Source organism: Leifsonia sp. Leaf336 (assembly GCF_001423695.1).
Lineage (GTDB): Bacteria > Actinomycetota > Actinomycetes > Actinomycetales > Microbacteriaceae > Leifsonia.
In genome coordinates, this window is the sequence record NZ_LMOZ01000001.1 from 110,854 (window position 1) to 123,545 (window position 12,692).

General features: G+C 72.1%; 14 protein-coding genes. 9 read left to right on the plus strand and 5 right to left on the minus strand.

The window, feature by feature from the left end; genetic code table 11:
- Nucleotides 1-16 precede the first annotated feature (16 nt).
- Nucleotides 17-775, minus strand: a complete 759-nt coding sequence (locus ASF88_RS00540; protein ID WP_055912798.1) for an SDR family NAD(P)-dependent oxidoreductase — start codon at nucleotides 773-775, stop codon at nucleotides 17-19.
- Nucleotides 772-1,515 (minus strand): hypothetical protein, encoded by a 744-nt coding sequence (locus ASF88_RS00545; protein WP_200935209.1) that lies wholly within the window; start codon nucleotides 1,513-1,515, stop codon nucleotides 772-774. Before ASF88_RS00545 ends, ASF88_RS00540 begins: the two co-directional genes overlap by 4 nt.
- A 53-nt stretch (nucleotides 1,516-1,568) precedes the next feature.
- Here ASF88_RS00545 and ASF88_RS00550 point away from each other — a divergent pair, with 53 nt between their 5' ends.
- Nucleotides 1,569-2,093, plus strand: coding sequence for a MarR family winged helix-turn-helix transcriptional regulator (locus tag ASF88_RS00550; protein WP_082518652.1), 525 nt, complete (start codon nucleotides 1,569-1,571; stop codon nucleotides 2,091-2,093).
- A gap of 75 nt (nucleotides 2,094-2,168) precedes the next feature.
- Here the strand turns inward: ASF88_RS00550 and ASF88_RS00555 are convergent, their stop codons facing one another.
- Both ASF88_RS00555 and ASF88_RS00560 read right to left on the minus strand, forming a co-directional pair.
- A complete protein-coding gene (locus ASF88_RS00555) occupies nucleotides 2,169-2,510 on the minus strand; it encodes an SHOCT domain-containing protein (RefSeq protein WP_055912801.1) in 342 nt (113 codons plus the stop codon).
- A gap of 24 nt (nucleotides 2,511-2,534) precedes the next feature.
- Entirely contained in the window at nucleotides 2,535-3,008 is a 474-nt protein-coding gene (locus ASF88_RS00560; RefSeq protein ID WP_055912804.1) for a DUF6325 family protein, read from the minus strand.
- Between the two features lie 179 nt (nucleotides 3,009-3,187).
- Between ASF88_RS00560 and ASF88_RS00565 the strand changes: the two genes are divergently transcribed.
- Nucleotides 3,188-4,444 (plus strand): FAD-binding protein, encoded by a 1,257-nt coding sequence (locus ASF88_RS00565; RefSeq protein WP_055912807.1) that lies wholly within the window; start codon nucleotides 3,188-3,190, stop codon nucleotides 4,442-4,444.
- Between the two features lie 16 nt (nucleotides 4,445-4,460).
- Here ASF88_RS00565 and purD read toward each other — a convergent pair whose 3' ends face one another.
- Entirely contained in the window at nucleotides 4,461-5,723 is a 1,263-nt protein-coding gene (purD, locus tag ASF88_RS00570; RefSeq protein WP_055912810.1) for a phosphoribosylamine--glycine ligase, read from the minus strand.
- Nucleotides 5,724-5,782: 59 nt separating this feature from the next.
- On the opposite strand from purD, the gene ASF88_RS00575 reads away from it, so the two are divergent.
- The 7 genes from ASF88_RS00575 to ASF88_RS00605 all read left to right on the plus strand — a co-directional run bounded on the left by ASF88_RS00575 (nucleotide 5,783) and on the right by ASF88_RS00605 (nucleotide 12,667).
- Nucleotides 5,783-6,139, plus strand: coding sequence for a sterol carrier family protein (locus tag ASF88_RS00575; protein WP_055912813.1), 357 nt, complete (start codon nucleotides 5,783-5,785; stop codon nucleotides 6,137-6,139).
- Nucleotides 6,140-6,257: 118 nt separating this feature from the next.
- Nucleotides 6,258-6,722, plus strand: coding sequence for a hypothetical protein (locus tag ASF88_RS20855; protein ID WP_235493213.1), 465 nt, complete (start codon nucleotides 6,258-6,260; stop codon nucleotides 6,720-6,722).
- A 33-nt stretch (nucleotides 6,723-6,755) separates the two neighbouring features.
- On the plus strand, nucleotides 6,756-8,342 hold the full coding sequence (purF, locus tag ASF88_RS00585; protein WP_055912816.1) for an amidophosphoribosyltransferase: 1,587 nt from the start codon (nucleotides 6,756-6,758) through the stop codon (nucleotides 8,340-8,342).
- Nucleotides 8,343-8,385: 43 nt separating this feature from the next.
- Nucleotides 8,386-9,507, plus strand: coding sequence for a phosphoribosylformylglycinamidine cyclo-ligase (gene purM, locus ASF88_RS00590; RefSeq protein WP_055912819.1), 1,122 nt, complete (start codon nucleotides 8,386-8,388; stop codon nucleotides 9,505-9,507).
- A gap of 135 nt (nucleotides 9,508-9,642) precedes the next feature.
- Nucleotides 9,643-10,905: a Calx-beta domain-containing protein gene (locus ASF88_RS00595; protein ID WP_162242549.1), complete on the plus strand. Its 1,263-nt coding sequence runs from the start codon at nucleotides 9,643-9,645 to the stop codon at nucleotides 10,903-10,905.
- Between the two features lie 98 nt (nucleotides 10,906-11,003).
- The gene (locus tag ASF88_RS00600) at nucleotides 11,004-11,927 is read left to right on the plus strand and encodes an ABC transporter ATP-binding protein (RefSeq protein ID WP_082518653.1); all 924 of its coding nucleotides are present in this window, start codon (nucleotides 11,004-11,006) and stop codon (nucleotides 11,925-11,927) included.
- A complete protein-coding gene (locus ASF88_RS00605; protein WP_055912828.1) occupies nucleotides 11,924-12,667 on the plus strand; it encodes an ABC transporter permease in 744 nt (247 codons plus the stop codon). The genes ASF88_RS00600 and ASF88_RS00605 overlap by 4 nt, the downstream gene beginning before the upstream one ends.
- The last annotated feature ends 25 nt before the right edge of the window (nucleotides 12,668-12,692 follow it).

Genomic DNA, 12,692 nt, shown 5'->3' on the forward strand with positions numbered 1-12,692 from the left:
TAGAGGCGACGGCCGGTCAGATCGTGCGGCCGCCGTCCACCGCGAGCACGGTCCCGGTCACGTAGGAGGCCGCGGGAGACGCGAGCCAGGCCACGGCCGCCGCGACCTCCGCCGGCGACCCCATGCGCCCCAGCGGCACGTAGCCGCCGACCCGCTCGCGCACAGCCGGGTCCTGCTTCATGATCGGGCCGGACTCGATCGGACCCGGCGCCACGGCGTTCACGCGGATGCCCGCGCGGGCCTCGTCGAGTGCGGTCGTGCGCGTGAGCCCGACGATCGCGTGCTTGGCCGCCGTGTACGCGGCCATGCCCGGGGCGCCGCTCACACCGGCGGTCGACGAGACGTTGACGATCGCCCGAGGCCCGGCGGTAGCGCGCATGGCCCGCACCTCCTCGCGCATCGCGACCGCCACACTGCGGAACGTGACCGACACGACCGAGTCGAACTCGTTGAGGGGCATGTCCGCGAGCGGAATCGGTCGGTGGCCGCGGCCCACGTTGTTGACCGCGACGGCGAGATCGCCGAGGGAGGCCGCCTCCGCGACCGCGGACGCCAGCGCGGCGTCGTCGGTGGCGTCGACCGCGATGGTGCGCGGGCAATCGAGCGCGGCGTCCACAAGTTCGCTCCGGAGTCGCGCCAGTGCCTGCACGTCGCGGGCGCACGGCACGACCGCCAGCCCCTCCTCGCCGAGCGCGTGGCAGATCGCGTTGCCGATCCGGCCGTCGGCGCCGAGGACGAGGGCGATCCGGGTGTCGGCGGGAAGCGCGTCGGTCACGATCGCACCTCCGTCTGAGCGCCGCGCGCGCCGCCTCCGCCGCGGGCATCGCGCACCTCGCGCCGGTCGAGTGGCAGGAGGAAACCGGCGGCGATCAACCAGGCCATCCCCACGAATCGTCCGACCGGCAGGAGGAACTGCAGGGGCTCGACGGCGAGCGACAGGAACGAGAGCTCGGAAAGTGCTGCGACGACCAGCCCGACCCAGGCCAGCCACCGGGGGAGGAGGCCGAGGATGAGCCCCGGCACCGCCATCCCCGCGATCAGCAACCCCAGGCCGACGACGTAGCCGACGCCGCCCGCGGCGAAAGCGAGGAAGGAGAACGCGAGGGCGAGGTGCGGGTCGGCGGTCAGTTCGGGCCGGCTGAGCAGGTAGCTGCCGAGCGCCGACACCATGAGCATGATGGAGGCGGTCAGCCCTCCGGCGAAGCCGATCGCGGGGCCAGGAACGCGCACGCCCAGTCGTTGCAGGCGAGCGAACGCGGTCGCGGCGTAGATGCCGAGCGGGACGGCCGAGCCGAACTGCAGCATCGCGCCGACACGGATCGCGGCCCAGTCGGCGTGCGCGTGGGCGGCGACGGCATCGGCGCCGGCGAACGGCGAGAGGAAGGCGCCGGTGCCCGAGAGCAGCACGCCGACGAGCAGCGCGAGCAGGAACAGCCCCGCGTGCACGATCGCGAGAATGCCGAGCGGAGGCCCGCCCGAGCCGCGACGACGGGAGGTCGGCTGAATATCGTTCATGTCGATAATCGTTACATAGTGTAATCGTTACGCGCAAGCGCTATTCTGGATCCGTGACGAACGCTCCCCTCACCGACCCCGCCGCCGAACCCGGTCCAGACGGCGTCCCGTCGGCCCGGCCCCGCCGCGGAGCGCCCCCGCGCACCGCGTTCCTGCTCGCCCAGCTCGGAGCCGACGCGGCCGACCGCTTCGCCGACCGGGTCGCCGAACTCGGTCTGACGCCTCGGGAGGCCGGCGCCATCCGCGTCCTCGGCCGCCGCCAGGGCCTCAGCCAGCGCGAGCTCGCCGAGCTGCTGGGAACCGTGCCGAGCCGCCTCGTCGCACTCGTCGACGAACTCGAGACCAAGGGCTACGTGGTCCGCGAGCGCAGTGAGGGGGATCGCCGCAACAACGTCCTCACGCTCGCGCCCGGCGGCGAACGCATGCTGGCGCAGTTGCGGGAGGTCGCGCAGACCCATCAGCGCGACGTGCTCGCTCCGCTCGACCCAGGCGAGCAGCAGGCACTCGCTGCGCTCCTGGCCAAGCTCGCCGCGGCCTCCGATCTCACCCCCGACGGACACCCCGGCTACCGCCGCTGACGTCGAACGATTCGTCCCGGCACGCCGCACGAGTGCGCTCGTGAACGGCGTGCCGGGACGAAGGGTTCGTCGGCCTCAGGCGAGCAGCTTGGCCTTGGCGGCCGAGAACTCCTCGTCCGACAGGATGCCCTGCGAGTGCAGCGTGCCCAGCTGCTGCAGCTTCGTCATCATGTCGTCCGCGGGCGCCGCCGCTGCCGCGGGGATCGCAGCTTGCTGCTGCGCGGCCTGCTGCTGTGCAGCCTGCTGCGCCATCGCCTGCATCTCCATCTGCTGCTGTTGCTGCTCGTACTGCTGTTGCTCGTACTGGTCCTGCGCCTTCGATTGCTGGTGGCGCTGGACGCTCCCGGAGACCGCCGTCGCGGTACCGGCCACGACCGCGGTGCGTGCGGCCATGCCGATGAGTCCCGGTCGTCCCATCCGTCGTAATGGCATGTCTGCTCCCTACTTCTCGACCGGCTGGATGTCCGGCTCTGAGTCCGATTCGATGAACGCCTCGAAGTCTTCGGCGATGGCGGCGTTGACCACCGGCGCCGGGATGCGTTCGCTGTGCACGACCAGACCGCCCGCCTGGAAGAACTTGCTCGCCAGGTCCCTGGCCCACAGGTGCTCGATGATGAGGATCGCGCCGGTGGTCCCCGGCTCGACCAGCTCGGCGATCGAGTCGACGTCCTCGTCGCCGGCGAGCCCGCTCGCCTCGAGCGTGACTCCGGCCATGCCGATCTCGTCGCCGATCTCCTCCAGCTCGACGATGTCGACGCTGCCGTCCTCATGGCGGGTGACGAACAGGAGGTCGAGCAGCCGCAGCGTGCCGCTCTCGACGAGGTCGAGGATCGCCTGAACCACCCCCGGCGACGGTCTGTCGTTGTCGAACTGGGCGACGATGAACTCCGCCGGACCGTACTCGAATTCAGCCATCTCGTGCCTCCGTCTGCGGGCCGGTCCCGCTTTCACGGCAGACGATACACACGCGTACTCGTCCCCGGCAATGACCGAATCCGCGTGGATTCCGAGGGCGAAATGTGCACGTTCACATCCTTAGACTGGGACGACGGACACGGCTGCCGACGGCGCGCCGACGCGAGGAGGGAACCCTGGTGGGCGAGAAGAATTGGGCGGGAAACTACGAGTACCGGGCGCAGCGCATCCTGCAGCCCGCCGACCTCGACGAGCTGCGCGAGATCGTCACGACGGCTCCGAAGATCCGGGCGCTCGGCAGCAGGCACTCGTTCAACGACCTCGCCGACACGGCCGCCGATGTCGACGGCGTGCTAGTGAGCACAGCCTCCCTCCCGGCCGGCATCAGCATCGACGCCGATGCGCGCACGGTCACCGTGGGAGGCGGCGTGCGTTACGGCGATCTCGCCCGCGAGCTCCAGACCGCGGGATGGGCCCTCCACAACCTCGCCTCGCTGCCGCACATCTCGGTGGCCGGTGCGATCGCCACCGCGACGCACGGGTCGGGCGATCGCAACGGCAACCTGTCGACCGCGGTCTCCGGTCTGCGCATCCTCACGGCGTCCGGCGAGCTGGTGAGCCTCACGCGCGGCGACACCGAGTTCGCGGGGGCGGCGGTCGCGCTCGGCGCCCTGGGCGTGGTGACCGACGTCACGCTCGACATCCGCCCGACCTTCGACGCGCGGCAGCGGCTGTTCGCCGGTGTGCCGTGGGAGGCCGTGCTCGACCGGTTCGACGAGGTCACCTCCGCCGCTTACAGCGTCTCGCTGTTCACGACGTGGGAGGAGGACACGGTCTCGCTCGCCTGGCTGAAGGAGCTCGACGGTGCGCCGACCGCGATCGGCGAGGACTTCTTCGGAGCCCCGGCGCTCACCGAGGCGCGGCACATGATCTCGACCATGGACGTCCGCAACACCACCGAGCAGCTCGGCGTCGTGGGCCCGTGGAGCGAGCGGCTGGCGCACTTCCGCTTCGAGTTCACGCCCTCCAACGGCGAGGAGATCCAGTCGGAGTACCTGGTGCCGCGTGCGCGAGCGGTGGAGGCCATCCGTGCGGTGCGAAACCTCGCCCCGGTGATCGCGCCCCTGCTGCAGATCAGCGAGATCCGCACCGTCGCGGCCGACGACCTGTGGCTCTCGAGCGCGTACGGCACCGACGCGGTCGGCCTCCACTTCACGTGGCTGCGCGACCAGGCCGGTGTGGAGGCCGTGCTGCCTGCGGTGGAGGCCGCCCTGCTGCCGCTCGGCGCCCGCCCGCACTGGGGCAAGGTCTTCGTCGACGCCGACGGGGTCGTCCCGACCCTCTACCCGAAGCTCGACGCGTTCCGCGCTCTCGCCGACCGCCTCGATCCGGAGCGCCGCTTCCGCAACCCCTTCCTCACCCGCCTGCTCGGCTAGCTGTACAGCCAGCCGCTCAGGAGAGCGCGACGCGGGCGGCGATGTCGGTGCGGTATTGCGAGCCCTCGAGGTGGATGCGCGCGACGGCGTCGTAGGCGCGCTCGCGCGCCTCGTCGAACGAGGTGCCGCGCGCGACCACGGAGAGCACCCGGCCTCCGGTCGCGAGCAGGGCGCCGGTCTGCGGGTCGATGGCGGTCGCCGCGTGCGCGATCGTGACCTCGGGCACGTGCGCCGCCTCGTCGAGGCCGGTGATCGGGCGACCGGTCTGCGGAGCCTCGGGGTAGCCCTCGCTCGCGAGCACGACCGTCACCGCGGTGTCGAGCGCGAACTCGGGACGCGGCATGCCGGCCAGCTCGCCGGTCGCGGCGGCGTATAGCAACGACGACAGCGGCGTCACCAGCCGCGGCAGCACGACCTGCGTCTCCGGGTCGCCGAACCGTGCGTTGAACTCGATGACCCGGATGCCCTTCGGCGTCACGATCAGGCCGCAGTAGAGGAGGCCGATGAACGGCGTCTGCTCGGCGGCGAGCTGCCGGACGGTCGGCAGGGCGATCGTGTCGATGACCTCGTCGACGAACGTCTCGGACAGCCAGGGCAGCGGGGAGTAGGCGCCCATGCCGCCGGTGTTCGGGCCGGCGTCGCCGTCGAGGAGGCGCTTGTAGTCCTGCGCCGGGCTGAGCGGCAGGACGGTGTGGCCGTCGCTGACGAGGAACAGCGACACCTCCTGCCCGTCGAGGAACTCCTCGACGAGCACCCCGCCCTGCACGAGGTAGTGGCGCGCGTGCTCGACGGCGGCGGCGCGGTCGGAGGTGACGATCACGCCCTTGCCCGCCGCGAGGCCGTCGGCCTTCACGACGTACGGCGCCCCGAACTCGTCGAGGGCGCCCTCGGCTTCGGCGAGGGTGCTCGCGCGCACGGCGCGGCCGGTCGGGACACCGGCCTCCTCCATGATCCGCTTGGCGAAGGTCTTGGACCCCTCGAGCTGGGCGGCGGCGCGGCCGGGGCCGAAGACGGGGATGCCGCGCGTGCGCAGCGGGTCGGCGACACCGGCGACGAGCGGGGCCTCCGGGCCGATCACGACGAGCTCGACGCCGTTCTCGATCACGTACTCGGCGACCGCGGCGCCGTCGAGCGGGTCGAGCCCGGTCTCGACGGCCACGTCGGCGGCGATCCCCGCGTTGCCGGGCGCGGCGACGATCACGTGGCCCGCCTCCTCGGCCAGGAGCGCGGTGATGATGGCGTGCTCGCGGGCACCGGAACCGAGGACCAGAATCTTCACGCGACCAATGCTAGAGGGCGCTGCCGAGCCGCGCCGACCCCCGGTGGAAGGATGGGGATATGGCCAAGGCGAAGATATCTGTGGAGGACGGCGGTGCGGCCGTGCGCGCGGCGCTGGGCGACGACGCCGATCGCAACACGACGGCGATGGCCGTGCGCTACCTCCTGCAGCTGCTCGCCGAGCGGGCGCCGGGCAATACGGTGGAGGTGCGGGTGCCGCCGTTCGGAGCCGTGCAGTGCATCCCCGGGCCGCGGCACACGCGCGGCACGCCCCCGAACGTGATCGAGACCGATGCCGCCACCTGGCTCGCCCTGGCCTCCGGTCGCCTGGCCTGGGACGATGCGCTGGGGTCCGGCGCGGTGCACGCCTCCGGTCAGCGGGCGTCCCTCGAAGGCCTCGTTCCGCTCCGGTACTGACCTCGGCCTCCTGTCGCGGGGACGCGACATGCCGCTTCGCGCGAGCGGTGACGGCGAGTCGCGACCCCTCGTCGGGCCGTGGGCGAGCGCTCAGGTGCGGTGAGGGAGAATGGAGGCCATGAGCGACACCGCCCCGCGACCCGAGCAGCAGCCCGAAGAGCCGCAGCCCGAGCAGCGCCAGGCCGCGGCGCAGGAGGCCGCCGCGCACGAGGCCGAAGAGCAGGCCACCGTCACCGAGGCGGCCGTGCGCGTCCAGCGCTCTCCGCGGTACTTCCGGTTCATGATCACCGGAGCGGTGGTCTTCGCCGTCGTCGCGCTCATCCTCACGTACTCGTTCCCCGAGAACCCCACCTACGACCGAGGCGCTGTCTTCGGCTTCCTGCTCGCGATCTGCGCGACGATCGGTGTCGCCCTCGGCGCCCTGGTCGCCCTCCTGATCGACCGGGCGGCGACCCGCCGGGCGCGCACCGTGCAGGCGGATAGAATCGACGTGCGCCTGCCCGACACCGAGAACGACTCCGCGAGCGATTCCGAGCCGGGCGACACGCGGCCGAGCGACCAGCGCCCGTCCGTCGACAGCTGAACATCCCGACAACCCTCGAGAAAGGGGTCCGCTGTGGCCGGAGGCGACGGTCGTCTGAGTCATGATCTTCTTCCAGGAGAGAAGGGCCCGCAGGACGCCTGCGGTGTCTTCGGCGTCTGGGCGCCCGGCGAGGAGGTCGCCAAGCTCAGCTACTTCGGTCTCTACGCCCTGCAGCACCGCGGCCAGGAGTCCGCGGGCATCGCGACCAGCGACGGCAGCAAGATCCTCATCTACAAAGACATGGGCCTCGTCTCGCAGGTCTTCAACGAGAACGCGCTCAACTCGCTGACCGGCCACATCGCCGTCGGCCACACGCGGTACTCCACCACCGGGGCCTCCAGCTGGCAGAACGCGCAGCCCACGCTGGGCCGCACCTCCAGCGGAACCGTCGCCCTGGGCCACAACGGCAACCTGACCAACACCGCAGAGCTGATGCAGCTGGTGCACGACCGCTACCCGCAGCTCGACGGCGAGCTGAGCCGCGGCAACACGACCGACACCGCCGTCGTTACGGCGCTGCTCACGGGCGACCTCGACCACACGCTCGAGGCGACTGCACTGGAGGTCCTGCCCCGGCTGCGCGGCGCCTTCTGCCTGGTCTTCATGGACGAGCACACGCTGTACGCGGCGCGCGACCCGCAGGGCGTGCGCCCGCTGGTGCTCGGCCGCCTCGACCGCGGCTGGGTGGTCGCCTCCGAGACCGCCGCGCTCGACATCGTCGGCGCGAGCTTCGTGCGCGAGGTGGAGCCCGGCGAGCTGATCGCCGTCGACGAGAACGGCCTCCGCACGCAGCGGTTCGCCGCCGAGAAGCGCGCCGGGTGCGTGTTCGAGTACGTCTACCTCGCCCGGCCCGACACCACCATCGCCGGCCGCGGCGTCTACGAGGCCCGCGTCGAGATGGGCCGCCGGCTGGCCCGCGAGCACGAGGTAGAGGCCGACCTGGTCATCCCGACGCCCGAGTCCGGCACCCCGGCGGCGATCGGCTACGCGCAGGCCTCCGGCATCCCGTTCGGTCAGGGCCTGGTCAAGAACTCCTACGTCGGCCGCACGTTCATCCAGCCGTCGCAGACCATCCGCCAGCGCGGTATCAAGCTCAAGCTGAACCCGCTCAAGGAGGTCATCAAGGGCAAGCGCCTCGTCGTGGTCGACGACTCGATCGTGCGCGGCAACACGCAGCGCGCGCTGGTGTCGATGCTGCGCGAGGCCGGCGCTGCCGAGGTGCACGTGCGCATCTCCAGCCCGCCCATCACCTGGCCGTGCTTCTACGGCATCGATTTCGCCTCCCGTGCCGAGCTGATCGCGACCGGCCTGGGCGTCGACGAGGTGCGTCAGTCCATCGGCGCCGACTCGCTCGGCTATCTCTCGGAGGACGGCATGATCGCCGCGACCGAGCAGCCGCGCGAGCGCCTCTGCACGGCGTGCTTCACCGGCGTGTACCCGATCGAGCTGCCGGACGCGCACCACCTGGGCAAGAACCTCCTCGAGCGCCCGGAGGCCGAGGCCCAGACGGTCGCGGAGACAGATGACGGCGCGAGCGCCACGAGCGACGGCTGCGAGCCCGGGCCTGACTCGGAGTACGAGCGCCTTCTGAGCTTCGGCGACCCCGGTCGGCAGGAGTAGGGGCGCGACCGGGCGGCGCCGCGCTCCCCGATACCATGGAGCAGTGACCGAGCCCACCGCATCCTCGTCCTCTTCTTACGCCGCCGCCGGTGTCGACACCGCAGCGGGCGACCGCGCCGTCGAGCTGATGAAGGCGGCCGTCGCGCGCACGCAGGGCCCGCAGGTGCTCGGCGGGGTCGGCGGGTTCGCCGGGATGTTCGACGTCTCGGCGCTGAAGGATTTCCGTCGCCCGCTGCTGGCGACCTCCACCGACGGTGTGGGCACCAAGGTCGCGATCGCGCAGGCGCTCGACAAGCACGACACCATCGGTCAGGACCTCGTCGGCATGGTCGTCGACGACATCGTCGTGGTGGGCGCGCGCCCCCTGTTCATGACCGATTACATTGCGTGCGGCAAGGTCGTGCCCGAGCGTATCGCGACGATCGTCGCGGGCATCGCGCGCGCGTGCGAGGCGACCGGTACCGCGCTGGTGGGCGGCGAGACCGCCGAGCACCCCGGCCTCCTCGGGCCGGACGACTACGACGTCGCCGGTGCCGCCGTCGGCGCCGTGGAGGCGGACGAGCTGCTCGGCGCCGACCGCGTGCGCGACGGCGACGTGGTGCTGGCGATGGCGTCGTCGGGCATCCACTCGAACGGCTTCTCGCTCGTGCGGCACATCCTGGCCCAGCGCGGCATCGGCTTCGAGGACCGCTCGGACGACTTCGGCGGCGTGGTCGGAGAGGCCCTGCTGGAGCCCACCCGCCTCTACACCTCCCCGCTGCTGCGCGTACTCGGCGAGCCGTCGCTGAACGGCGCGGTGCACTCCCTCAGCCATGTGACCGGCGGCGGTATCGCGGCGAACCTCGCTCGCGTCCTCCCGGTGGGGTCGTGGGTGGAGGTCGACCGCTCCACCTGGTCGCCGACCCCGGTGTTCCGGGTGCTGAGCGACCTCGCCGGCAGCACGCTGGAGTCGTCGGAGGGCACCTGGAACCTCGGCATCGGCATGTTCGCCGTCGTCGCTCCGGAGGCCGCGAGCACGGTCGCCGCCGCGATCACGGCCGACGGCATCCCGACCTGGCCGGTCGGCACGGTCTCCACAGCGGCCCGCGACCTGACCGGTTTCGAGCAGGGCGCCAAGGGTGTCGACGGCGGCGCGGTGCGTCTCGTCGGCGCGTACGCCGGCTGAACCCGCGCCGAAGGGCACGTTGTTGTCCCTTTCGCGCCCCGAAAGGGACAACAACGTGCCCCTCGGCGAGGCATCGACCGCGTGACCCCTTCGTGGAGGCGCGAGCGCGCGCAGCCGCCCGCTAGAGTGGCCGCTGTGACCCCTCCGCATGCCAGCATTCGTGTGGCATGCGTGCTCGGGATCGTGGCATTCGCGGCCACGGCGGCACTCGGCCTGGCGACAGCGCCCGCGGAGGCCACGCCGGCCGGCCCCCCCGCGCCCGCGGCCTCCCTCACGCCGGTCGTCGACTGCGTCCAGGACGCACCGCTCGGCGCCGTCACCTCGCGCACGGTCGTCCTCGGGTACCGCTCGACCGCCGCAGTGCCGGTGGAGGTCGCACCGGGCTCCGGCACTAACGACTTCGTGCCGGGGACACCCGACCGCGGGCAGCCGTCGACCTTCCTTCCCGGCGACCATCACGCTGCCTGGCTGCTCACCCTCGACGCGGCCGCCGAGCCGACCCTCGCCTGGAACCTCGGCGGTGCCACCGCCACCGTGGACGCGTCCGTGCCGTCGTGTACCGACGCCACCGCCGTGACGCTGAGCGCACCGACGACCGCCGCCGACGGAGGCCGGGTCGCCGTCACGGCGGTCGTTTCGCGGTTCCTGCTCGGGCCGCCTGAGGACGGAACGGTCGCGTTCTCGTTCGACGACGCCGCGCCGACCACGGTCCCGGTCGCCGCGGGCGGTGTCGCCCGCACAGACCTCCCCGTGCCGGCGCTTGGGGACCACACGCTCACCGCACAGTTCGTCCCGGCCGCCGACTCGACACTCCGCCCGGCGACGGCGACCGCCGCCCTCACGGTCGTGCCGATCTCCGGGCCGCTCACGATCGTCGCGGACAGCGTGGTCGCCGGCAGCCGGACCGTTCTCGTCACGGTCACGCGCCCGAGCCCGGTCGGGCCGGCGACAGCGGCGTTCACGACGAGCGACGGCACGGCCTCCGCCGGGACGGATTATGTCGCCACCACGGGGAACGTCACCTTCGCCGACGGGCAGTCGAGCGCCACGGCGACGGTTCCGCTCCTCTCACGGCAGGCGGGGTCGCCCTCCTCGAGGTTCTTCGTCGTCCTGACCCGGGCATCGATCCCGGTCGCGACCGGCGTCGCGACCGTGTCGCTCCCGGCCGTGCCGGTGGCGCCCGCCGCCACCGTCGCGACGTCGAGCGGAGGCGGTGACGCAGCCGGGCCGGCCTCCGCCCTCCCGGAGGCTGATCCGACCGCGACCGCGGCGCGCCCTGCCCAGCCGATCGGCCAGGACCTCCTCCTGATCCTCGGTGCCCTGCTCGTCACGGCGGGCGGCATCGCCGGCGTGATCGGGTTGTTCCGCGCGGTCCGCTCGCGCGACGCGTTCTCGTAGCCGTCACCAGCGGCCCGGCGACAGCATGACAAATGTCACCCCCAGACCCTGACGGAGGCCCTGCGTAGGGAGGCCTCCGGGCCGCCAGTCTGGGAGACGTGAACGAGACACCAGCCATCCGCCTCTCCGGTCTGCGCAAGACCTTCGGGTCGTTGACCGCCGTCGACGGCGTCGACCTGACCGTGCGCCCCGGCGAGGTCGTCGCCCTCCTCGGCCCCAACGGCGCCGGCAAGTCCACCACCATCGACCTCGCGCTGGGCCTCGGCCGGCCGACCTCCGGAACCGCCGAGCTCTTCGGCGCCGACCCCCGGCGCGCGATCCGCGACGGTCGCGTGGGCGCGATGCTGCAGGGAGGCGCCCTCCTCCCGACCCTCACCGTCGCCGAGTCGGTCGCTCTGGTCGCGGCCGCGCACAAACACCCGCTCAGCGTCGCGGAGGCGCTCGAACGGGCGCGCTGCACGGAGATCGCCAAGCAGAGGGTCGCCAAGCTCTCGGGAGGCCAGATGCAGCGCGCGCGGTTCGCGGTCGCCGTCGTGTCGAACCCCGACCTGCTCTTCCTCGACGAGCCGACCGCGGCGATGGACGTGGAGGCGCGGCGCACGTTCTGGCTCTCGATGCGGGAGTTCACCGCGGAGGGCCGGACCGTCGTGTTCGCCACCCACTACCTCGACGAGGCCGACACCTACGCCGACCGCATCGTCATGCTGGCCCGCGGGCGGATCGTCGCCGACGGGACGCCCACCGAGGTGAAGGCCGTCGTGTCCGGGCGCCGCATCCGCGCCACCGCCGGCTTCGCCTGGACGACCGACGCCGCAGCCTCCATCTCGGCTCTGCCGGGCGTGCGCACCGTCGAGCACCGCGCCGGCCTGCTGACGATCGTCAGCGACGACTCCGACGCCACCCTGCGCGGCCTGCTGGCCGCGCACGACGACCTCCACGACATCGAAGTGACCGCGCACACGATGGACGAGGCCTTCCTCGCCCTCACCGAGCAGCGCGACCCGGAAGGAGCAGTCCGATGAGCATCGCCTACCTGGGGCGCGAGTCGCTCCGCCAGCTGAAGAACATGCGGGCCATGATCTTCACCCTCGCCGTCCCGCTGGTCATGCTGCTGGCCTTCGGCGGCACGTTCGGAGGCCGGGGCCAGGTGGATGCCGTCACCCACCTCCCGTGGATCGTCGTCACGACCATCCAGGTCTCGGCGTACGGCGGCATGATGGCCGCGCTGTCGCAGGCCTTCACCATCGTCACCGAGCGATCTCTCGGCTGGAACCGGCAGCTGCGGATCACGCCGCTGAGCGGCACCGGCTATCTGGTCTCCAAGGTGGTCGCCGCGCTCGCGCTCGCTCTGTTCAGCATCGTCGTCATCGTGACGGTGTCGGTGATGCTCTACCACCCCGCGCTTCCCGTCGGGAGCTGGCTGCTCGCCTGCCTCGGCATCTGGTGCGGCCTCGTGCCGTTCGCGCTCCTCGGCATCCTGATCGGCCAGTTCGCGAAGCCCGAGTTCGCGCAGCCGTTGTTCATGGCCGTTTTCATGGGCATGGCAGTACTGGGAGGCCTGTGGATCCCACTGCAGATCTTCCCCGCCTGGGTGGCGAACGTCGCACAGGCCGTGCCGTCGTACTGGCTCAACCGAGTCGGCCAGCTCGGAGCGCTGCAGAGCGGCGACGCCCTCACCCCGGCCGTGGTGCTGACCGCCTGGACGCTCGCGCTCGGTGCGCTGATCGTGTGGCGCTACCGCCGCGACGCGGCCCGCGGCTGACCCGGTCGAAGCTGGCTAGGGTAGG

Bases quoted from the DNA above. Each gene is read 5' to 3' on its own strand.
- ASF88_RS00545 (WP_200935209.1), bottom strand. From the start codon at position 1,515: ATGAACGATATTCAGCCGACCTCCCGTCGTCGCGGCTCGGGCGGGCCT.
- ASF88_RS00555 (WP_055912801.1), bottom strand. From the start codon at position 2,510: ATGGGACGACCGGGACTCATCGGCATGGCCGCACGCACCGCGGTCGTG.
- ASF88_RS00560 (WP_055912804.1), bottom strand. From the start codon at position 3,008: ATGGCTGAATTCGAGTACGGTCCGGCGGAGTTCATCGTCGCCCAGTTC.
- ASF88_RS00575 (WP_055912813.1), top strand. From the start codon at position 5,783: ATGGCCAAGGCGAAGATATCTGTGGAGGACGGCGGTGCGGCCGTGCGC.
- ASF88_RS20855 (WP_235493213.1), top strand. From the start codon at position 6,258: ATGAGCGACACCGCCCCGCGACCCGAGCAGCAGCCCGAAGAGCCGCAG.
- ASF88_RS00605 (WP_055912828.1), top strand. From the start codon at position 11,924: ATGAGCATCGCCTACCTGGGGCGCGAGTCGCTCCGCCAGCTGAAGAAC.